Origin of the sequence: Mesorhizobium sp. B2-5-7 (genome assembly GCF_006440875.1) — a bacterium.
Lineage (GTDB): Bacteria > Pseudomonadota > Alphaproteobacteria > Rhizobiales > Rhizobiaceae > Mesorhizobium > Mesorhizobium australicum.
The window spans coordinates 154,835-176,507 of the sequence record NZ_VFUO01000005.1 but is presented as its reverse complement, the minus strand read 5'-3'; the positions used below and the strand labels follow the sequence as shown (position 1 = coordinate 176,507).

At 58.6% G+C, this 21,673-nt stretch carries 16 protein-coding genes and 1 pseudogene; 10 read left to right on the top strand and 7 right to left on the bottom strand.

The genetic code is table 11. The features are described from left to right. The first annotated feature begins 4 nt into the window (after positions 1-4). Positions 5-808 carry an exodeoxyribonuclease III gene (xth, locus tag FJ543_RS21920; protein ID WP_140877063.1) on the top strand — a complete coding sequence of 268 codons (804 nt, stop codon included), beginning with the start codon at positions 5-7 and terminating at the stop codon, positions 806-808. 149 nt (positions 809-957) lie between these two features. Here the strand turns inward: xth and FJ543_RS21915 are convergent. After that, positions 958-1,266 (bottom strand): annotated as a pseudogene (locus tag FJ543_RS21915) (SOS response-associated peptidase family protein); the annotation flags it as partial. A gap of 750 nt (positions 1,267-2,016) precedes the next feature. Then, positions 2,017-2,430: a chemotaxis protein CheB gene (locus FJ543_RS21910; RefSeq protein ID WP_224682220.1), complete on the bottom strand. Its 414-nt coding sequence runs from the start codon at positions 2,428-2,430 to the stop codon at positions 2,017-2,019. Between the two features lie 748 nt (positions 2,431-3,178). Here FJ543_RS21910 and FJ543_RS21905 point away from each other — a divergent pair. The 3 genes from FJ543_RS21905 (at position 3,179) to FJ543_RS21890 (ending at position 6,721) form a co-directional block, all read left to right on the top strand. After that, a complete protein-coding gene (locus FJ543_RS21905; RefSeq protein WP_140877059.1) occupies positions 3,179-3,691 on the top strand; it encodes a DUF892 family protein in 513 nt (170 codons plus the stop codon). Between the two features lie 992 nt (positions 3,692-4,683). Then, on the top strand, positions 4,684-5,487 hold the full coding sequence (locus FJ543_RS21895; RefSeq protein WP_140877057.1) for a DUF4239 domain-containing protein: 804 nt from the start codon (positions 4,684-4,686) through the stop codon (positions 5,485-5,487). A gap of 847 nt (positions 5,488-6,334) precedes the next feature. Next, positions 6,335-6,721, top strand: a complete 387-nt coding sequence (locus tag FJ543_RS21890; RefSeq protein WP_224682221.1) for a response regulator — start codon at positions 6,335-6,337, stop codon at positions 6,719-6,721. A gap of 35 nt (positions 6,722-6,756) precedes the next feature. Here FJ543_RS21890 and FJ543_RS21885 read toward each other — a convergent pair whose 3' ends face one another. Next, the gene (locus tag FJ543_RS21885) at positions 6,757-6,951 is read right to left on the bottom strand and encodes a hypothetical protein (protein WP_140793023.1); all 195 of its coding nucleotides are present in this window, start codon (positions 6,949-6,951) and stop codon (positions 6,757-6,759) included. 979 nt (positions 6,952-7,930) lie between these two features. On the opposite strand from FJ543_RS21885, the gene FJ543_RS21880 reads away from it, so the two are divergent. From FJ543_RS21880 to FJ543_RS21870, 3 genes are all read left to right on the top strand, one after another. Beyond that, a complete protein-coding gene (locus FJ543_RS21880) occupies positions 7,931-8,347 on the top strand; it encodes a metalloregulator ArsR/SmtB family transcription factor (RefSeq protein WP_140793021.1) in 417 nt (138 codons plus the stop codon). Positions 8,348-9,586: 1,239 nt separating this feature from the next. Continuing rightward, complete coding sequence (locus FJ543_RS21875; RefSeq protein ID WP_140877053.1) at positions 9,587-9,910, top strand: DUF982 domain-containing protein; 324 nt, start codon at positions 9,587-9,589, stop codon at positions 9,908-9,910. 687 nt (positions 9,911-10,597) lie between these two features. Beyond that, positions 10,598-11,683 carry a glycosyltransferase gene (locus FJ543_RS21870; protein WP_140877051.1) on the top strand — a complete coding sequence of 362 codons (1,086 nt, stop codon included), beginning with the start codon at positions 10,598-10,600 and terminating at the stop codon, positions 11,681-11,683. 111 nt (positions 11,684-11,794) lie between these two features. On the opposite strand, the gene FJ543_RS21865 is transcribed toward FJ543_RS21870, so the two are convergent. Further along, complete coding sequence (locus FJ543_RS21865; protein WP_140877049.1) at positions 11,795-13,261, bottom strand: hypothetical protein; 1,467 nt, start codon at positions 13,259-13,261, stop codon at positions 11,795-11,797. Positions 13,262-13,770: 509 nt separating this feature from the next. Between FJ543_RS21865 and FJ543_RS21860 the strand changes: the two genes are divergently transcribed. Then, positions 13,771-13,989 (top strand): hypothetical protein, encoded by a 219-nt coding sequence (locus FJ543_RS21860; RefSeq protein ID WP_140793013.1) that lies wholly within the window; start codon positions 13,771-13,773, stop codon positions 13,987-13,989. A gap of 590 nt (positions 13,990-14,579) precedes the next feature. Beyond that, positions 14,580-15,359 (top strand): response regulator transcription factor, encoded by a 780-nt coding sequence (locus FJ543_RS21855; RefSeq protein WP_224588096.1) that lies wholly within the window; start codon positions 14,580-14,582, stop codon positions 15,357-15,359. A gap of 595 nt (positions 15,360-15,954) precedes the next feature. On the opposite strand, the gene FJ543_RS21850 is transcribed toward FJ543_RS21855, so the two are convergent. Both FJ543_RS21850 and FJ543_RS21845 read right to left on the bottom strand, forming a co-directional pair. Next, positions 15,955-17,391: a DUF4214 domain-containing protein gene (locus tag FJ543_RS21850; RefSeq protein ID WP_224682222.1), complete on the bottom strand. Its 1,437-nt coding sequence runs from the start codon at positions 17,389-17,391 to the stop codon at positions 15,955-15,957. 250 nt (positions 17,392-17,641) lie between these two features. Then, the gene (locus FJ543_RS21845; RefSeq protein WP_224682223.1) at positions 17,642-18,913 is read right to left on the bottom strand and encodes a glycosyltransferase family 1 protein; all 1,272 of its coding nucleotides are present in this window, start codon (positions 18,911-18,913) and stop codon (positions 17,642-17,644) included. 187 nt (positions 18,914-19,100) lie between these two features. On the opposite strand from FJ543_RS21845, the gene FJ543_RS21840 reads away from it, so the two are divergent. Next, a complete protein-coding gene (locus FJ543_RS21840; protein WP_140877048.1) occupies positions 19,101-20,231 on the top strand; it encodes a glycosyltransferase family 1 protein in 1,131 nt (376 codons plus the stop codon). Here the strand turns inward: FJ543_RS21840 and FJ543_RS21835 are convergent. Next, the gene (locus tag FJ543_RS21835) at positions 20,224-21,408 is read right to left on the bottom strand and encodes a glycosyltransferase (protein ID WP_224682252.1); all 1,185 of its coding nucleotides are present in this window, start codon (positions 21,406-21,408) and stop codon (positions 20,224-20,226) included. The genes FJ543_RS21840 and FJ543_RS21835 overlap by 8 nt on opposite strands. Between the last annotated feature and the right edge of the window lie 265 nt (positions 21,409-21,673).

Below are 21,673 nucleotides of genomic sequence, written 5' to 3'. Positions count from 1 at the left end.
CGCCATGAAGATCGCGACGTACAACGTCAACGGCGTCAACGGCCGCCTGCCAGTGCTGCTGCGCTGGCTGGAAGAGGCAGCGCCGGACATTGCCTGTCTTCAGGAACTGAAGGCGCCGCAGGAGAAGTTCCCCGAAGGGCCAATCCGCGACCTTGGCTATGACGTGATCTGGCATGGCCAGAAAAGCTGGAATGGCGTCGCGATCCTGAGCCGCGTCGGCAAGATTCACGAAACGCGGCGCGGCCTACCGGGCGACCCCGACGACAGCCATAGCCGCTACATCGAAGCAGCAGTCAATGGCATCATTATCGGGTGTCTCTATCTTCCGAATGGCAATCCGAAGCCTGGCCCGAAATTCGACTATAAGCTGCGTTGGTTCGAGCGATTGATTGACCACGCGGCAGAATTGCTCGGCTCCAATCAGCCGGTGGTGCTGGCAGGCGATTTCAACGTCATGCCGAGCGAACTCGATGTCTACAAGCCCGAGCGCTGGCTGGACGATGCCCTGTTTGCGCCCGAGGCGCGCGCCGGCTACGCGACGCTGCTCAAACAAGGCTGGACCGATGCACTGCGCGCGCGTCATCCCGGTGAGAAGATCTACACCTTCTGGGAATATTTCCGCAATGCCTTCGGCCGCAACGCAGGCCTGCGCATCGACCACCTTCTGCTGAGCCCGTCACTGAAGAAGCGGCTGATCGACGCCCAGGTCGACGTCGAGGTGCGCGGCTGGGAAAGAAGCAGCGATCACGCGCCGGTCTGGATCGAGCTCTCGCAAAAGGCACCGCCTCGCGTCCGTTCGAAGGCCTGACGACGATTCAGCTCCGGTCTCGGCTGGGGCGTTGGTTGCTCGCCAATGATGAAACCTTCGCGCCATATAGCCGCGGGGCCCACAGGCTTGGTGCGCCTAAAATGCCTCCGCCCAAATCGCGGCAGCATTGAGCGGCGCACCGCCTCACATCACCCGACCTGCTCCACGACCAGCGTCCCCGCCTGAAGCGGCTTGATCAGGGATTTGGCGGACACGGAGGGATCAAGCCAACTCGCCCAATCCTTGCGCTCCAGGATCACGATCTGCCGATCGTGATATGGCGCGATGTCCGGGCCAGGTTCCATCGTGAGCATGGTGAACGCCTCCCCGGCATCACTGGTATCGCGCCAGATCCCGGCAATGCAGAAGACCGGCTCGTCGCGCTTGGTGAAGAGCCACTTGTCCTTGCGCTTCTTGCTCTTCTCTGCTGGTTCGGTGAATTCATAAAACCCATCGGCTGGGATCGATCCGATGGATAAGCTATTGTTTTTATTTTTCTTTTTGTGTACCTGACGCGAATTTGTATCACAATAGGTATCACAATAGGTATCACCTTTTTGGAAGGCCTGGGCAAAGCCGACCGGCGTCTTATGTGTTGCTCTCGGGGGTCCGGAGGGCGCCCCGAAGCTGTCTGAACAACTCTTCGGCGCCTCCCGGCCTGGGAGGTGTCAATGGGCGCCAGGCAATGACCTTGGGCCGATAGAATCGGTTCTTGGCGGTAGCAAAAAAGCCCGCAGCCTACCCATGCTGCACGGACTAGCGTAAGTTCTTCGGCTCGACATTTGCATGCGGGACGGAACGCTGCCCCAGCCGATCGGCCTTTAGACGAGCCGTCTTCTCTTCACGGGCTCTGCGCTCCGCATCGATGACGGCTCGAAATTCGCGGTCAGTCCGTTCGTGCCTTAATTTGTCTACCTTGCGTCGCATTTTCTGGGCCTAAGTGATAGCCCGCGCCCTCGGCAGAAGCGCGGGCAGTTGAGGCCGGACCTCAACCAGCGGCGAGCCTGGAGGGCCACTGCCACCAAGCGCCCAACCGATTATGGGCGTTTAGGTTCCAACGAAGGAGCTTGCCACCTTTGCCGACCGTGTGGGCCTGCTTCACCGGCAGGGAAGCGGGGCTGGCTGGGTATCGGGGACCTGACCAGCACGCGAGCTGCCGACCGTGGGACCAAACGAGAATGTTATGTTCAGTTGCCCCTCGCTTTCGATTAAACGAGTAGTGGCTGGGGCTGAGCTCGCCGCACTCTTCGGATGACCCCACCGGCGATCTGATCGGCAGAACCGGTGAAGTCGAGCGGCCCATCATACATTGCCGCTTTCATCGGCATCCCGGCTTTGATCTCGCCGGCCTCGGTAAGGACCCTCGTTGCGCCGCTGGCGTGGGCTATTGCGGCAAGTCCACGTGAGCCATCACTCAGCGAGCCCGATAACACGATGCCGATTGCGCACGTCTTGGCGTGAACGGCCACAGAATTGAAGAGGATGTCGACAGTCTGCCCGCGATGTATGTGTCCAGCGCCCTCGATGGCCTGCAGGTCCTTGGGCAGGTTGCTAAGAAGGTCTTTAATGTCGCTGAGGCCATCTGATCCCGATGCGCCGACGGCGACGAAGAAAGGGGCCACGTTCGTGCTTAGCGTGCGGGATATGCATCTGCTAGGGTAACAGGTTCGCACCAGCTTCGCGAGGATAACCTCAAAGCATTCGCGATAGCACAATATTGCTCCCCAACGGTCCCTCAGGGGCTGCCACCGAGCCCGGCCTCCGGTCATCCAAATGGGTACGGAGAGGGCCGCAGCCGGCAAAAGGCGCGGCCCAGGGCGTCTGGCAGCCTACATGTTGCTGGCGGCGTGATGTTGCGGCGGAGACGGTCTGTTCCTGACTGGCCGGGGTCTGTTGTGAACAGGCCGATCGGCGATTGTGTTCGCTATCGGCTGCATCGCTCGCTGCTTGGCAGCTATCCGCTCGCGTTTCACCAGCTTGGCGATAAAACTTCGCACCTCAAACATAATGGGCTCCTCCCAGATGCCCTCCTGCTAATTTGTCATACGCCGGCTGAAGGCCAAGCGCATCTAGATTCGACAGGGTTAACCAGGCTCCTTTCTGTAGGCGCGTGGAGCCGGATCGAAAGTCGGTCAGTCGTCCTGCTGGATGGATAAGGAGTCGATGTGTGGCGATGATTGATCGAGCTGGTGACAAAGAGGTGTGCCGGCAGTGGCGATGGCTTGTCGGAATTCGGCGGTGATTTTGCATCTGCATGCACCGCCGGCAAGAGCCGTTCGGCATGCCAGTCTAATCCCGATGGAACTGCATTGGCGCAATTTTGTTTCTCGTCCGCCCCGTTTGTGAGGCAGTGAAAAAAGGGAGACAGTCATGGCAACCGCCAAAAGGGCCTCAACGAAAGGCCTGAACGAACTCTTCGTCGACACTTTGAAGGACATCTATTTCGCCGAGAAGAAGATCCTGGCAACACTTCCCAAGATGGCCAAGGCGGCACAAAGCCCTGACCTTAAGGCAGCCTTCGAAAAGCACCGCGGCCAGACCCAGGAGCACGTCGCGCGCCTGGAGAAAATATTCGAAGCCCTAGGCAAGAAGCCCCAGGGCAAGACCTGTGCCGCCATTATGGGCATCACCGAGGAGGGCGCCGAAATCATGGACGAGTACAAGGGCTCTCAGGCTCTCGATGCTGGTCTCCTTGCGGCGGCTCAGGCAGTAGAGCACTATGAAATCTCCCGCTATGGTACGTTGCGGACCTGGGCTAGCGAGCTCGGCATGGCCGAAGCGGTTAAGCTTCTCGAGCTTACCCTTGGCGAGGAAAAGGACACCGATGAAGCCCTTACGCAGCTCGCAGTGTCAGCCGTGAACGTCGCTGCCGAGGCGGCTTAGGAACTGCGACATCGGTCTCTGTCATCCGCAAGGCTTCTGGCGGTCGCCGTGGCCGGCGGGTGTCTTCCAGACGCTCAGCTCCTGTCTCGAGATTGACGCGAGTACTCATTTGGTCCTCGTCCGAGCAACGTCACCAAAGGTCCGGTTCCCGTCCTTCATCTCCGTGAGCGTAGGCAGTTTTCTTCCTGGGGCCTGACCCCGTGCTGCTCGGCCGAAAACCCGCGCGGTGAAGCGAGCTATGATCCCCGCCAGCCGAATGTGAAATCCCGCGCAACATCACCAGGGGCGGCTCGCATGTGCGCGCGCCGGCGCGACCGTCCGGCCGCGCGGATGGCTCAGCCGGTGGACACTTCGATCTCCCATCTCGGCTTCCGGTGCATCGTCCGGCCGGGCAGAGCTCAGCGATGATTGCTGAGTGGCTCGAGGAATTGACGGAGCTGTTCGTTCCGATCATCGGCTCATCGCCGCAGGCACCATGCAGGATTCGCCGGCTCCGTGTTCCAGGCAGGAACCCGCCCCGAGAACCAGCACGGCGCGCGCCATCTGGATGCGGCATTCGCGCTGGCTCGTCGGCGGCCTGACCTCCCAACTCGCAGCCGACATCGTCGAAACACATCGACGACCACGAACTGACAAGATATCGGCCGCATCGGTGCGGTCACCGTCATTCGCACGAGCCTGAAACTCTGAGCGCGATCAGCGCGAGGTGCGGGAAGTCTAAGGTGATTATTAGCCCGGCGGGGCTGACCGGCGCGGCTTTCCATTCCAGGCGAATGCCCGCTGGTTCCAGTCCTCGCGACAATGCCGAAACCAGGTCCGGCGCGAGATGGCGGCTCGACATGTCATATGCTCGACGACTTCGCCCTCACGTACGCAGGATCCTGGGCCGGCTATTTCACCTTCAGGTCCTGTGGCAGGATGAGAGGTACGCACGGCAAACACGAAGGCGCGGCGGTCGCGGGCAGGATTGGACAGTCGAAGGAGGGCGGCACTTGGTCGAGGTCTTGTCAGCAATAGTGGTCTTTCTGCTGCTATGCGTTGGAGCAGGCTTGGGCATCCTTATCCGGGGTTGGCTTCCCGCGCAGCACCAGACTCCGGAAGCCACGCTGCTGATGCAGTTAACCGTAGGTTTGCTTGCGACCTTTGCGGCGGTTGTTCTCGGTCTTCTCACCGCGTCGGTGAAGCAGGCCTACGACAATTCGGCTCTGGACCGGCAGCAATATGCCCTGCAGCTTGACCTAATGGATGCGTGCCTACATGACTACGGAACTGACGCCGCCCGCATTCGCGTCGACCTAGCAGGTTACACCGCTGCCGCTATTGCGAGCACTTGGCCTAACGAAGCTCGGCCCACCGGTGTTTCCTACCCTGACACGTCGCGTATGCCTGTTGTGGGCGCCACACCGGAACTTGAAGAGCTGATGAACAAGATCGGTCTCCAGGTGAACGAACTCATGCCAGCCGATCCGCAACACACGGCGATCGCAGCGATGTGCCGTGCCCGATATGATAAAGTCTCTACGGCCCGTCTCGGCGTGATCGAGGCGGCACGCAGTGAATTGCTGCAACCCTTCTACGGAATTCTGATCGTGTGGCTCATGATTATTTTCGCCTGCCACGGTCTCATCGCTCCACGAACGAAACTGACATGGACCCTCATGCTTCTAAGCGCGATCTCACTCAGCAGCGTTATGTTCGTTATCGCCGACCTTAGTCAGCCCTACGGGGGATTTTTCAGCATATCCAGCGTGAGCATGCGGCGCGCTTTGCAGGCGATGCTGGCTCGTACGAGCTAGGAAATTCTCCGTCCGCCTAGACAATTATGCGTCTGGTTGCAGGTAAGCCAGCCGCCTGCTGCCGCCCTCCGGCGACCCCAACAAACACCCCGCCGCACGCCTGCATATCCCTAAAGGTTGACACAGGAAGTCTCATTGGCTCAGCCAGATCACCCCTCGCCATCAAGCTTCAATCAGTCTGTTGCGCCGCATCGATCAGTGGAACGCCTTTGCCTCCGGGGAGCCTGTGACTTCTGTGCCATCTTCTGAACGGAACGAACAGGCACTATCACAGGTTAAGCGCAAGGCGATTCGCAATTCCAAAAAGGAGGATGTTGCCGAGGCTGCGCGTGCGGTTATCAGTGAGCGGGGCGAGCCCGAATCCGCATCGACCTATACGGCGCGCTCGTAACACACTCAACATTTGATGGGCGGTCTTGCGGCTGCTGCGCAGCGGCGGCCGGAGGTGGCGAGAATGCTGATTGATAGGTTCCACTTATCCTCCTGCCGCCGGAGGCATCCTGCGCGGATTTCAGGTTTTCGAGTAAACTTTCAAGCAGCTGCTCCTCTTGCCCTGTCGGCCGCCCGCTTCCTGATTCGCTCCAATATCCGGTCCTGAATGGACAAGGCGGTCCAAACGATGTCACGAAGATAATCTTTGACGGAATCCATGCTTCCATCTCCCTGCTAGGGCGAAAGCATGATGTTCACTTCCAAACGTCCGATGCCGGCAAATCTCGCGGGCGACGATGTCACCATACGCCCTATGGGGGTGGATAGCCAACCTCAATAGGGAAGGCTATTAGCATGGACTAATTTTCTCTTACATCGCAAGATGCCGTCCATTGAGGGGGCCGGTGTAACAGTCGTGATTTTGGTCGTAGAAGATCACCCGCTAATTCTAATGGAAATTGAATCGGGGTTAGAAGACGCTGGGTTCGAGGTCGTGCGCGCGAAAAACGCAGAAATTGCGATCGAGGTGTTTGACACAGACCCATCGAATATTCGTGCCCTAGTCACCGACATTCGTTTGGGGGCCGGGAAATGTGGATGGGAACTCGCCAAATATTTGCGTCAGGCCGCACCAGCCATGCCAGTTGTCTACGTCAGCGGTGACAGTGCCTTGCATTGGGCTAAACGGGGCGTTCCAAACAGCATCATGATTTCAAAGCCATTTGCCGTCGCGCAGATCACAACGGCACTAGCCACGCTCCTAAACCAGCAGCTACCACGCGATCCTGGCGCGCCAATTTAAATGCAATTTCACTGGTACCAGCGGTGGATAACGCCCTACTTGCGCGTGATCCATTCCAGCAAGCGCGGTTCGATCTCTTCGTAGCCGGTATAATCACGAAATAGCTGAGCAGCGAATTCCTGCCACTCGCCTTCAGGGATATGTTCCTCACGCACCATGACGCGGAAGGCATCGCGCATAATGTTGCAATCGAACGTCGAGACTTCAGCCCTTGAGCGCAAATCCCCCATTGCAGTCCCCCCGTCCCAAGCGGGAGCACTACCAGGTCCTCAGATACCCCTCGCCGCAAATGGATACGGCCTATCGCAGGGACTCGCAAGCGCAAGTCCGAATGTCAGCGGGCTGCGGGGTTTGGCCCGCGCCCCTGGCAGAAAAGCGCGGGCCGACCAAGTTTTCCCTTGGGCAGCAGCGCGAAGGAACGTGGGGAGTGCGCTGCGTTGGCCCCAACTTGCATTGGATCGGGCTGTTCCAGAGCATAGCAATAAGCCCGTCATCTTGCGGCAGCGGGTGGGGTTCATTGTCTTCGGTGTTTGCGGTGCCCTTGCTAGAACGAAAGGCCACGGGTAGCGTCCGCACGTGAGCAGACGGGCGCGGAAATACGCATCGCCCAGCTTTGATGACATTTTTCGCCTCAGCACGACAGATCGAACGGGGACTCAACAATCACGCCTAGCCGCCTCCTCGATCCGGCTCCAGCGCCGGCGCAGGGCTTCATAGGACCGGTAGGGGACCGTCCATACACGGCGATCGGCATTCCAGGAGGCAAATGGCACCTCGCGCATCTCATCAACGACGACGACGCGTGGATAGGGCGTCACCACTTCCAAATAGTCATCAAGCCGACGAAGATACTTGGAAAGGGGGGATCAAAGGCAAAGGCGTCCCGGCATTTGAGATCGCCATGGGTTTCCGTCTGAGAACGCTCTCGTTCGAGCCATCGATCGACGCCGCGCCGCAGTTTTGCCTGGGACGAACCACGCCTTCAGATCGTCTTTCCAGCGGGCGCGAGGAAAGGTCTTTCTAAACCGCTCTACCGTCATGCGGTCGTATGGAAATGCCGCCGTCGCACCGAGACGCGGCCGTGAGGCTTTGGCCGCACTCTCCTGGCCTCCGGCAGCTCGGAAAGCTCGCCGTCCAGGCGGGCTTTCTGCACCGTTGACAAGTGTTCGATGACCAAGGCAAATCGGGTCCTTTGTTGGAGCTCGTCCCTTGGTCTCCTATGTTCGGCAACGCCTTGCAGAAATCAAAGCGGATCCCGCCCTTCGCACCCGCCCCTCTAAGGGAAAACCTTCGCGACGGCAGATGTCCGTTGCCTCTCGGCTATTCGCAGCCTTGGGCTTCAGCAAGCGATTGCTGATCGTCGTTCATCTGATGGATGGTGAGAAATCCGTGTCGGACCTAGTTTCTCTGGTGGGCGGGACCCAGACCGCCCTTTCACAGCATTTGAGCGGCATGGCCAAATTCGGAATCGTCCGATCGCGTACCGAAGGTAAACGGCGCTTCTATTCCTGTACGTCCGAACAGGCGAAGATGGTGATTGGCTTTCTTAGCGACATCGCCGAAAGCGACAAGCTTCCGCTGCGAAAGAGATCGGGAAAGGGGTCATCTTCTTGGCGCCCCGGCTAATCGGTGGGCACCAAGCCGCGCCGCCTTGTATGTCAGGTCTAGGTGCTTGCCCGCGCAGCCGTCAATCTCTCCGGGGCGACGGCCTCAGGGCCGTTTCTGAACGCGCCAGTCCTGAGAGCCTCAACCTCCCAACACGGAATGATGCCACGCCGCTTCGATCTGAACATGAAATGGCGCCATCTCGTCGAAAAGACGGGTGTGCACGAACCGATTGGGATCGACACCGGTGTTGAAAAGAGGTGACGGCACGGCCGAGAACGCTTCGGAAGGGTCTCACGGCTTGCAGGAAGGTAGGCTCGCTCAGGTCGTAGAGTGAGGTCCGCATTGCCTTCCTCGCTCGAGCAAACTGAATCGCAGTGAGTATGTGGCCGCGACGCTCACAACGGCAAGGCAGGCTCAGTCACAGGCTGGCGGTCTTGCCCGGGCTGGAAGCCTGGTTCAGCATCGCCGTGAGCTGATAGGATTCCATCGACTTCGAGTGGCGCGTTATCGCGACGCTGCTACCCGGAGGAAATGAGCACTACTTCAATCGCGGGCGGAGCCAGGACCGGGCAAAGGTCGCGGCAGGATCATGAAGTGAGACAGGAGTCGGGTAAGACCGGCGCGCTTTGCCGTGCTGACGGTCTCGCGTGCGATAATCTGGCTGAAATTATCTCGCCTGGCTGCCACCTCGAGTCTAATTTAACGGAGTGCCGAAGGAGCCGCGCAATAGCGGGCGTTCCCGCGCTCGGCGGTAGATTGCTGCCACCGTGCCTTAAGGGCGTGCTGAGCTTAACGGGTCGCCGATGTTATCTGGTTTTGATTGACCAAGATGAGAAGTCTGCCCGTATCGCTCCGCCGAACCTGAACAGTCGACCTCCCTCTTGGACCGCCGTGAGTTGCCGGCGTATTACCTGGAGCACTAATCGAGATTACTCGACGAAGGAACATTCCATAGACGTTCGCGGAACCAAAGCGGCCAGCTTAGACCTTAGGAACCTAGGACATGAGACTTAAGTCCTACTGCGTAACCCGCGAAAGGAAAACCGCAAATGCCTTTGACTTTACTTCGCGAACTGCACCTTGGTTATCGAGGCAATGGCCCACGTTCGGAAGGGCTATCCTTAAGGTTTAGTTGTGTTGTTGCTGATAGTCGGCGAAGATAAGCACGCCAGTGATGGCCCCGGCCCGGCTGCCAAATAAGTCCAAAAATCATCCCCGGCAGTCGGGCCACAGCCCATCCCAACGGAGCCTCCTACAATGTCGGTGCACCGCTTCAGTCATCCAGTTCACGTGTTCGTGGGGCTTGGCTTTCCCCATCCTGTGACGTCCGTTCAAGAAGCCGTTCAGGTCCTCGATGAGTGGACCGGCAGACGCAGCCCCATCTATGAGGCGGCAGCCGCCCTTTGCCGGTCCGCGCTTGCCGACAAAAGAGACATTGAGGCGGCGTGCGCGACCTTTGAGGCCTATGCTCAAGCCCACGGAATTCAAGCGCCGGATCCAACTGAACTTGCGGTCGCACGCGCGGCGGATGATTGGATGACAGCTTACGACGGGCGTTCTGAATCTTTTGCTGATAATTAGATCGACCGCGAGGGGACAATCCCGGCAGGCTCCCGGAGGAGCCTGAAAGGGTTAGGCTCCTTCCTCCAGGCCCTGGGTGTTTTAGCTGAGGACGACCCCACTTTCGCTCCGCTCGCTCGCCCGCTGATCTGGAACTGAATGAAAGGCGGCATATCCGCCCTCCCCTGCTGCGGCCCGCCAGTCCGAATGAGGCTGGCATCCTTCGACCGGGTGGACTGAATACGTGTCCACTCGCTGCCCTTGCAATGGCCTGACGATGACGCTCTTGCACCAATTATCGATGACTGGCTGCAGAACTCGCGGCGGGCATGGCAGAGGTGGTAGAGCGCCGACTGCCCTGACCCGCAGTCGACCTGCGCCATGCCAGTCGGCCGACATAGCGAGCGCAAGGAGGCGCGAAATCTGCAGGTGGATGGTCAATCTCAGTGGCGCAACTATCAGCCAATAAGGTTAGACCGAACCTGCTCTTTTAGAGGAGCCTCCTCCCCAGTGATTTTGTTGACAAAAACCTGCCCCCCGATACGCTTTTGACAATCAACTGAAACTTGCGACAATTTTTCCGATGCTGCGCATCGGATCAAAGCCGCCGACGGTTCGACATTAGGTGAACGGTTGTTGGAAATTGAGAAGCGGCAAGCTCCACGGAGGGCGGAGGGAAGATTTGCATCGGCTTGTGCAGAGCCGCCCGTGGCTGCAGCTGTCGGCCGTCCACTTTTTGAAAACTCGCTATCGATATTGAACCGGACTGGCGCTTGGCACATCGCCAAGGACCTTTGTCAGGAGTTCGTTCCCGAACACGCGCAGGTTCGGTATTGGCGGCTTGGTGCGCTCGCTCCCGAAGGCCTGGCCCGCAAGATCGCGGCGCGGCTGATGATGCTGGAAATCAACTGGCTCAAGGACAGCCCACGCTGCTTGATCGGCAGCAAAGCCGCCGACCGGAACACGCGCGTCTTTCTCGATCCGCTCTTTGTGCTGAGATCGGAGCTGGCCGAAAAAGATATCGTGCTCTGCCATGACGTCGGCCCTTTGAGCCATAGTTTTCTCTATGACGCTGTAACCGTCGAGAACTACCGTGTCGCTTATGAAAAAATCCGCAGGTGCAGACCCGGGGTCGTTTTCGTCAGCGATTGGTCGAAAGATAATTTCGTTTCGATCTTCGGGCTGCACTTCCGCTTCCTCACCACGATTCCGCTGTACGTGCGTACGGGTCTATTTACCGGAGCCCTGGAAGCCCTTCCTGGTATCGACAGCCCCTTCTTCCTGACGGTTGGCGCCTTTGAAACACGCAAGAACCAGAAGGCCGCGCTTGAGGCATATCGGGACGCCGGGTTCTATGAGCAAGGTATCAAATACGTGCTTTGCGGTCCGCGAGGCGAGGGCCGCGATAAGATCATTGATCTTGCGAACTCGATACCGGGGGTTGTGATGCCGGGATATGTGCCGGACAGCCAGTTGCGCTGGCTCTACGCGCACGCTGAGGCATTCGTCCTGCCGAGCCTCCTGGAAGGGTTCGGCATGCCAGCCTTGGAGGCTGCCCATATGGGCCTTCTCCCCATCGTCTCCGAAGACAGTGCCTTGGTGGAAGCCGTGGAAGGCGTCTGCGCACAAGTGTCGCCGAAAGACACGGCAGCAATCGGACAGGCGATGCGGCGCGCGTTTTTACGGAGTTCTCACGAAAAGGCGCAGACCAGCCTCGAGCTGCGCGACGTTGCTTCCCGCGCCTCGAAACGAAGCTTCCTGCAGGGCTGGAGAAGTCTCCTGCTGGGAGCATAAAATGGGTCCAGGGCGTTGGATTGCCGCCTCGCCCATAGGCGGCGGTCAAAAAGGGGCTGGGCCGCGCGAGATCAAAATGGCATTGCCCGCTGCCAGCGCACGCCTTCATTTTCAGCCCGTCTCGGCGCCAAAAGGGGTAGCGGCATCGACAGCAGGCGTGGGCTGTGCCGCCCGATAGGGATTGCGCCTTTCAAAATCTGCCGCCATGCGCAAGGCGCTGACCCTGGTGGCAGAGACGACGGCGATTGCGATGAAGAACACGGCGCCGGGGTCGGCGCTGCCACCAGACACCGAGTTAGCGATTATGCCCGCGAAGGCGGCGTTCCTGATGCTCATTGCAACTGCAGCCGTTTCAGGCGCCACCCACTGTTGGAGCCCGCCCAAGCCCCTGATCAGGACACCGAGCAGCATTGCCAGCATCAGAGACCCAAACAAACCAAGCTGGGAGAGAACCGCGATCGGCCAGCTCGATGCCCTGGAGCTGCCGAAGCCGACGCCAAGGCCACTGGTGTCGACGAAGGACTGCAGGCTCTTGAGGTTCCAATAGGTGCGCTCATGCCCCGAGGCGGAATCGGCTTTGTTGACGATGGTGCTGTTGATGAGCCTGACGAAGGGGTCCAGCGCGTCGGCCCGGTAGAGGCTGACGCCCATAACAACGGCCACGCCCAGCACCATCAGCACCGTGATCAATATCTCCTCCCGTTCGACTCTTCCCCGGAGAACTGATGCCAGCATTGAGAGGGCGACCGGAATACACAGTAAAGTCAGGCCAACGTAGGCGGTCGAGGACGTCGAAAGGATGGTCAGGAAAATCAGGATGGCCGACAGCCACTGGGCAAGGCGCGATCCGGTCATTCTCCAATATGTGTAAGAGAAAGCCAGGCAGACCAGTGAAGCGCCGGCAAACGAAGAAGCCTCGGAAAAAGGTCCCGTGATGCGCGCGAAACCGGCCTCGTACGCGTCGCTGATGATCGCATAGTTGGCGGTTCTGACCGGGGCGAGCACGTCGCCCACACCGGCATTCTTGCTGACGAAATCAATCAGCCCCATGCCAGCGTGCAGGGCGCACCACAAGAAGAAGCCACGGCGTAGCTGGTCTATCCTGTCGGCGTGCAGCAACAGGGTGCAAAGCGCAATGGTCGTGAGCCCACCGAGAATGAAATAGCCCGTCTGAGAGATGTTGCCTGAAACCGGAGCCAGCGACGCTTCCACGACGGTGCCGCGGATTTTCGACTGGACAAAGACGGCCGTTTGGCCGGCGAAGAACCTTGGAAACAGCCACGCCCCAATGATTGCGTACACCATGAGGCTCGCAAGGATCCAGACCGGGCGGATGCTCCCAAACACGCTTCCCAAGTCAAGCCATATACGTCGTCTGGCAGCGACGGCAGCGACGAGTAGAGCCTCGAACACGGTGTAGATGAGCGGAGATGACCCACCCAAAACAGTCAGGGTCATGAGGGCCGTGGCGCCGAATGCCTGGGAAGCAATCAGCCCAACGATCAGCAGTCCCCGGGAATAGTATGCAATGATCAGAATAGCCGCGCACACCAGCAGACCCGGTAAAGAAACCTGCATTGCTGATCGAGCCCCGCTCTCAGTTGGTCATGGTAACGTTGACGAAAGACGCTATCCGGTGATGCATCTTTCGACAGGCACATAGCTTGGGCAAGAGAGCCAAACGGCGTAGTCCCGTGTCCCGCGGGAGGCCCTAGCACCGAGCAGCGGCAGACCCCACCGCGGCGTTATGCTTGTCGGTGAGCCTGGTAAAACGGGCTGCCAGAAATGGATGGCGAGCATGGAGCGATTTGCTTGAGCAAGAGAAGCACGTGCGGCGTAGGGCCGACACCTCCGGAATTTTCGAGACGCCGCCCTTGCGGATTCCCGCCTACCCCTTCCTGCAAACGGCTAATTGGCAAACGCACACTAAAGAACGCCTCGACGGCGGCGAATGTCACACTTATACACAGAACTGCGGGCACGTCTCTGCTTACAATCGAGAGACGTCGTGTTAATGGGACACTATCGGGAGCTCTTGGCAAACGGGGTGGGTTCTCCAGAGGTCCATGTTGAGGAGGATAAGCGGTATGACCACCCAGGTTGTCCATGGCGCATTTGGCCCTAAGCAGATGATGCAATTGAGGGAAATTTACGAACGGGCGCGCGCTGTGAGCGCCCATTATCCTGAATCCCACCTTGCCAACAAGGCCGCCAAGAAGTTGATCGATGCCTTCGAAACCGTGACCCGCAGCGATGAAAAGGGTAGGCGGTGGCTGAGTGAGACGGATCCCCAGGGAAACGCCTGAGGTCCAGCGTCAATTCCAGGAGCATTATCAGCCTGTCAGCCAATGCCGGCAGGCGGATTTCTACTACGCCGTCCTGGCGCTGCTCCCGCAAAGCGGTAGAGGAGCCATCGGGGCGGGCGGGCGGCTCCCCTATCTTGTCTCGCGTGTCCGCAGACAGACCGCGAAGGCCCGGGCAGACGCTGGCAAATCGATGTTCGTCCTGGGCAACGCATTTCGTCAACGAAGCCTTTTGTGGCAAGACGCCACAGAGTACTGCCTGCCCAGCTTCCGCCTATTGAATGAGCATGACGGCTTAGTCAATCTCGGACTATTTGCATGCTCGGTTCATGAACTGAGCTTATCGGCCGGCCCTGTTGCCCGCGCAACTGGCGACATTCGCTCGGCTTGAATAAAAAAATTATCGGAAAATTAACTTAGATTAGCACCCACTTGTAAAGCATAAACTATTCAATCCTAGGTGGCGTTTGGGAAACGAGGAGCGCTCTAAGCTGAAGAAGTCCAGCTAGGCCTTCACGGGACGGGCAGAAAACTTCAAGAAAATCCGGGAATTTGAGGGGGTTATGTCGGCCGCCAGAAGGTCGTCGTGTTTGATCAAGGGTTGGGGTACTAGTATGATTTCTGCAAACGGACTGCATAATTTCGACTCCGCAAGTCAACCAGAAACTCCGTCGAGCAGCATTAGAAGGGGCAGCGAACAAGCAGATAGAGAATGCCTCCTTATTCTGGACGGAAGGGCGTTGGACCGCGAATGTCTCGCATCGGCCCTCGAGGATCATGACCTGGGAATGGCCGTTGCCGCCATGGGATTGATCGAAGAATGGCGTATAAAGAAGGGGGCTTATCCTCCTCTAGCTGCCATTCTATTTAATCTTGGCGGACGCAAATTTACTGACCGCGGGATTGCAGATGAGATCAGAGCCATCTCTTCTGAGTTCAGCTCTGTTCCAGTAATAATCTTATCTGATACAGAAGATCTCGGGCAAATACTAACAGCACTTGAATGCGGCGCACGCGGATACATCCCGACTTCTGTTGGTATTGACGTCTGCGTCGAAGCCGTCAACCTTGCGGCGGCGGGTGGCATCTTCGTGCCGGCCAGCAGCGTGCTGTCGATGCGGCATCTGATCGATTCAGGCAGCCGCGAGACGCGTCCGTTGACGGCTATGTTCACGCACCGGCAAGCTGAAGTGGCTCAGGCGCTTCGGCGAGGTAAGGCGAACAAGATCATAGCCTACGAACTGAACTTGCGCGAAAGCACTGTGAAGGTGCACATCCGAAACATCATGAAAAAACTGAAGGCAACCAACAGGACAGAGGTCGCCTACAAGGTGAACGATCTTTTCGGCGAAGGCGCTCTCGCGCAAGAATGATAGTGGTTTCAGGCGGCCCGTTGGGGATTAGCCCCGGGGGGCCGTATTTTTGTTAATATCGCTCCGCCATTGTTCGAATGGCGTCTCGTCTGAGCCAAAACGCAATATCGGCTTAAGCACCGCGGTTGTTTTCGCAAATCTATTCCGTTTGCAGGATCATGCACCAACTGCAGGTGCTCTCACACCGACGCGGGCAAAGGACAGTGTCGGTTCTCGCGCCAGGTTTCATCAATCGTGGTCTCTCCGGCCGTCTTAAGAGCAGTGGGGGGCAGCGCTGCAACGGCGGTTCCAACGTCGCGAATGCGCGTGCTGCGACCCTGGCAAAAAGGAACGGCGTTCATCTCGGCAACTCCGATGGGGCGCGGCCACTGTCGCGAAAGGAATTGGTAAATTCGCGCCCCGGCCGGCTGGTGATGCATCTGCCTGATGATCTCGTCCTTCAGGGCCCATGGTATGGCGCGAAACAACCATGCTTGTACAGATTCCGGTCAACCGTGAAATCAGACGGACCTGCCGGCGGTGGCCTCAAGTCTTGTGCCGCGGCCGGAGCAATGGACTTGCAATGCCACCGCCATAACCGGCGTCTTTGCCCTGCTTAGTCGGGCGCGGGCACATCCGAGGCGTCGCGCATGGCAGAATGTCGGGATTTGAATTCGCTCGAGCTGACGATGCCAAAGGCAATGGCATCGCGCGTCATTGATCCTAAGCGCAACTGGCGGGTATAGGTTTCCATACCGTAGCTGTCCGCAGGGCGTTCCAACAAGAGCAGGTAAAGAAACGCGACATAGGCGCGGTCGGTAAGCCCAATCGTGGCATACTTAGCCTCGAATTCTTCGGAGCGAATCATTTCCATGATCACGTTGGTGAGCCGGGCGTCTCCGCTCTCGAGCGTTGCCGACCAGCGATCCAACTCCGCAGCGTCGCCGTTATGGCCAAGTACGAGGCAATAGGCAAAATTTACCTGACGCACATAGGTGAACCCGTCGGCAAACTTGGCACCCGCATCGCAATCCCGGCGTGGTTTGGGCAGGGGCTGCGGGCCACGGGTGATGTCGCGAACAGCCATATAGGCAGGTTTGGGTTCACCTGCTATCCATTTGCCTTTGTTTGCGGCAAGTCTGACCAGCCCCATATTGGCTTCGAAGCTTGGAGCCCAGTAGGTCTCATCCAGCAGCTCGTAGATGTGCGCTGCTTCGACTTTGTACTTGTCCTGGAGTTCGCGAAGCCGTGTCATTGTTTGCTTGACGCCGTCAGCCTGCTGGCGCTCACTGCGCTGACTTCCGTAGGGGTTGTTGAATTCGGTGACCCAGATCGGTTTGCCGTAGGAGGAAATCTCGCGGAAAGCCCATTCGGGATCTTCCCCGTACATGTGCCAGACGGAGATGTCCCAGGCGATTCCATCCTGCTTCATCCGCGCGAAGGCGCCAGTATGGCCCCATCCAGCTGTACCCATTGCCTTTTTTATGCTCGGGTCGACTGCCGTCATGCCCTCGGACAGGCCTTTGAGGACGGCGCTCACCTTCACCCAGCGCGGACCGTAGTAGTCGAGCACTCCGTTTCCACCCGCTGGACCCCACCCGCATGGATATTGCGACCCGTCATCGCGTTTCTCGCAGGGCTTTATGATGGCGTATATCTCCATCTCGTTGCCGAGTTCCCAAACGCGGATATCGTTCTTGAACCTGGCCCCAAGGGCGAACGCCAATTGCCGAGCCTCGCCATAAAGCTCTTCCGGCTTGTCCTTGTCCAGGTCTAGTCCCGGCGTGATCACGGGCAGTATTTCGATCCCTCTTTCTTTGCCGGCCTTTACGAGTCGCGCAAGGGTATCTCCTTGATCTGCCGCCGTGATGTTGACCCGATATGATTTGACGCCGAGATCTCTGACGAAATCGAGTTGTCTTTCGATCGGAACATCCGGGTAGGAAACCACCGGATGGCCGTTCACGCCCCAGAGCAAATCGGCGGATGCGGGCGCGGATGCTGTCAGCAACAAAGCAGCCGCGGCTGCAAAACGAAACGACATAGCGATCATGCCTCCCTGTACGACATTCAATATCGGGATTGTCGGAACTACCGGATGTTGAAGCAATTTGCCTATACGGGGGTGGGAAGCTTCGCATTACCTCCTTTGGAGGCCATGACCTAGCCATCAGGCGGCATGACTATTTGACTGCCACTTCCCTGACAGGACACTCGGATGGGCGTTGATGCGTGCCGTGATGAAACGAATTGATATGTGCTTTGTGCGGCAATCAGTTGGGGGTAACTGCACTTGCGTTCGACTACCCGTAGACTTCCCCGAAATCCGCGTCGACCTGGATCATAAGCTCGAGATACTTCCATGCGATCCATCGCCAAGAATAGCTGCTCGCCCGGGTATGGCCCTTGCCAACCATTCGCTTACGCAAATCCGGGTCAACCGCTAGCTGGCGAACGTTTTCGGCCCATGACTGTACGTCGTCCGGGTCCGCATAGAGCGCGGAATCTCCGCAGATTTCAGGCAAACAGGGCGAAGTCGAGGCTATGACCGGGCAACCCGAGGCCATCGCCTCGATTGCGGGCAGCCCAAAGCCTTCGATCCGTGATGGAAACAGGAAGCAGAGGGCGCCTTCGAGCGCCTTTTTGAAGTCGTGATCGTTTACGCGCCCAAGAAGGATTAGGTTCGACGGCATTTCCGGGACGTGCCGCAAGACCGTGGTCTCGTCGATATCCCCAGGCATCCAGAGGTCGAGACCCATCCCATCTAGAAACGATGCGAGCTTGGCTAGAAGCCCCATGTTCTTGTATTCTTGATCCCCCCGGCCTAGGCAAACGACATATGGCCTGCCCCGATTGACGGTCAGGGATGATCTTGTTGCGTCCCACTTCTTGGCATGATCGCTGCCGTTGTAGGTAACGACGATATTTTCCTCGCGTGCGATCCCGAACTCGACCAAATGACTGCGGGAGAGTTGCGAAACCGTCGTGATCCGTGCGGCCCGCCTGCCCAGCATTGGAAGGATCAGGCGGTGTGCCCAACGGAACCCTCTCGCGTAGCTCGACGGCATCATTCTCGTATGCATGTCGTGGATGCACGCAATTTGGCGTCTCAGCACGACGGGCGCGAGGTTGCAGAAGCTGAGCAGCCCTCCCGGCACGTGCCAGGGCAACTGCGCCTGCACCCACAACTGCGGAAGTCGAGGCCTGTTGAACTCAGGGACGATCCGCATCGAGATGGCTTTGAGATGAAGAGCCTCGGCAGGCGGGCGCGGCACCACGAGATCGATCTCAAGGTCGCGACCCAAGGGATGCCCTTCGGAAATAAGGGCATCGAGAGCCATCGTCACCTCGTGGGCGTAACGCGCTATCCCATTGCGTCGAAGCGTCGTGAAATCGCCGTTTATCGTCCACCGCCGCTTGGGCGGCTCGAAGTCCGACGGTGTCCGGCCAGGATGGCCAATCAGGTACGGCGAGCCGTCGGGAAGCGATCTTGCCACCATCGCGGCGGCGCTCTGCCGGCGCGAGTTCCTGGACTGCAACGCCGGCGCCGCATTGAACTCAGATTTGCCCACCATCTCCTCCACCTTGCCGGACCAACAGCCAGACTAACACCGTCGCCAACGCAGCGGCCCTCAAACGTTTGAGGTAGTTCCAACGCTCGCCCTCGCCTGGCTGGATGACCCTCAGCGCGTCTGGATGACCCAACGGCCGTAGTGACCGCACGCGCTAGCGGTTTAAAACTAGAAACATCGAGAGGGTGACATGGCACGGCACTGGACAATAAACGGACGTTTCCTTTCCCAACCGACAACGGGCGTCCAGCGCTATGCGGGAGAGATCGTCCGTTCGCTGGACGCGCTGATCACCGAACAGGCGCCGCTCACCTGTGGGCTTGAGCTCAGGCTTCACTGCCCACCGGGGAGCTCGGACATACCGCTCAATTCTATCGAACGTTGCGTGCTAGGCAGCAGCGGTGGGCATCTATGGGAGCAGACCCGGCTAGCCGCCTCTGTGCGCGGCGGCGGGCTACTCAGCCTGTGCAATACCGGGCCGGTTCTGTCGCGCAAGCATATCGTGTGCATTCACGATGCAAATGTCTGGAATGCCCCACAAAGCTATTCACTTGGCTTCAGGACCTCCTACAAAGCGCTGTTACCATGCCTCGGCAAGATGGCATGCCGCATTTCGACAGTTTCCAATTTTTCGCTAGGCGAACTGGTCCGGCGGGACATCGTCCCAGAGCGGAGGGTCTTCGTTGCGCCGAACGGCCATGAACATGCCTTGCTGTGGAAGGCTGAACACTCGGCAGCGACACGATTGGCCGCCTCGCGCGAAACCATCGTCATGATCGGCAGCGCCGCACCCCACAAGAATGTGAATCTCATTCTCGATATGGCCGACCGCCTTGGCAAAGCTGGACTGAAGATCGCGGTTGTCGGCATGGCGGGTTCGGCCATTTTCAAAACAGGATCGGCCAGAGCTGAAGCCCGAAACATCCATTGGCTCGGACGCATTTGCGACAACGAGTTGGCTGCGCTGTTGACGGACTCGCTTTGCCTGGCCTTTCCTTCACTAACAGAGGGCTTTGGTCTCCCGGTTGTCGAAGCAATGGCGCTCGGCTGTCCGGTTGTCGTGTCCGAACGCGCCAGCCTGCCAGAGGTCTGTGGGAACGCAGCCCTCTATGCTGCCGCTGACAATCCGCAGGCATGGTTCGACCGTTTCATGGAACTCCGCAATTCCAGGAGCCTGCGCCTGCAGTTGATAGGGACGGGACAGGCTAGAGCCTCGGCATATAGCTGGAGAGCAAGCGCCTTGCGCTACCTGCAGGCGATGGCTGTTGCTGACGGTATCGGTACAGAAACCAACATAGTCAGGCTGCGTGAACTCACATGATCGCGTGAAGTGCCTGGACCGCTCCTATGGACTCCAGCATGGCGCGGTCGAAATTCTCTTCCGAGAAGCGCTGCGCGTTCTTGCCGCAGGCCTGGGGCGTGATGAGGTGGCTGTGTTCCTCAAACCGTTTGACCGCGTCTATGAGGTGCTCGATGGTCTGAGCCTTGAACAGTACCCCCGTCGGCTCGGACTTTGCTCCCAGGCCTCGCGCGATATCGACCGCGCCGCCTCTGCCGAAAGCGATCAGCGGCGTCCCACAGGCCTGCGCCTCGGCCAGCGCGATGCCGAAGTCCTCGCAACCCGCAAACACCATCGCCTTCGCCCGGGCAAGCGTATCGATATATTCCTTGCGAGGGAGGAACCCCGAAAATGTGACGTTCGGACCCGCCAGCGATCGTAAACTGGCTGATTGCTGCCCTTCGCCGACTATGACCAGCCGTCGCGACGGCATCTCGTTGAAAGCCCTGATCACCAGGTCGGTGCGCTTGTAGGGGGCCAGGAAGGACGCCGAGACGTAGTAGTCGTCCTTGTCCTCTACGCAGGGCAATTCCTTCAGCGAGACCGGCGGGAAAACAACCCGTGCGTCACGTCCGTAAATGTGCTGGATTCGGGAACGGACATAGTTTGAATTCGCCAGCATCAGGTCTGGACCGTGCGCGGTTCTCGTATCCCAGGTCCTCAGACGGTGCAGCATATAGCGGTAGAGCAGTCCTTTCGGACCGAAGCCGAGCTTGCCCTGTTGAAGGTAGGAGAATTGCTCATCCCAGGCATAGCGGACGGGGCTGTGCACATAGCACAGATGCGGCTGATCAGGTCTTGTGATCACACCTCGGGAAAATGCCGCCGAAGACGAGATCACAGCATCATAGCCGGTCACGTCGAACTGCTCGATCAGAAATGGGCAAAAGAAGAAGAGGGACCGGTAGAATTTCCGTACCATCGGTATCCGATTGGCCGCGGAGGCATGAAATTCCACGTCGCGAAAGTATTGCTCCTTCACCTCAGCCGGGAGGAAATCAAAAAGTGTGAACACCTCTGCATTGGGAAATTGCTTGCATATCTGCGCCAGAACTCGTTCGCCACCCCGGAAATTTGGGCACCAGTCGTGAACGACCGCTATCCTGGCATATCTGTCGAAGTCGGACACCGGAGCAGCCGGAAACTCCTCAATCGGCATTTCGACCTTGGCCGCGATGGCCAGGTCGGAAGAGCGTTCATGGAGCATGGTTCTCCCCTTCCCCTTTGAGGCCTCAGTTTCTGTTTTGTCGAAGGAGGATCGCAAGTTGTCCGATCGGTCACGGACTGCTGCCGGCTGGCATTTGCCCTACCGCTTATGATTGTGAGCCGCTTGCGGGAAATACTTCAAAAGCGGGTACCCGGGGGTAGGCCCCGTTGGTCGAGCCCACTTTTATGCAGGCTGCTTGAGCCCTCGCGTCATCATA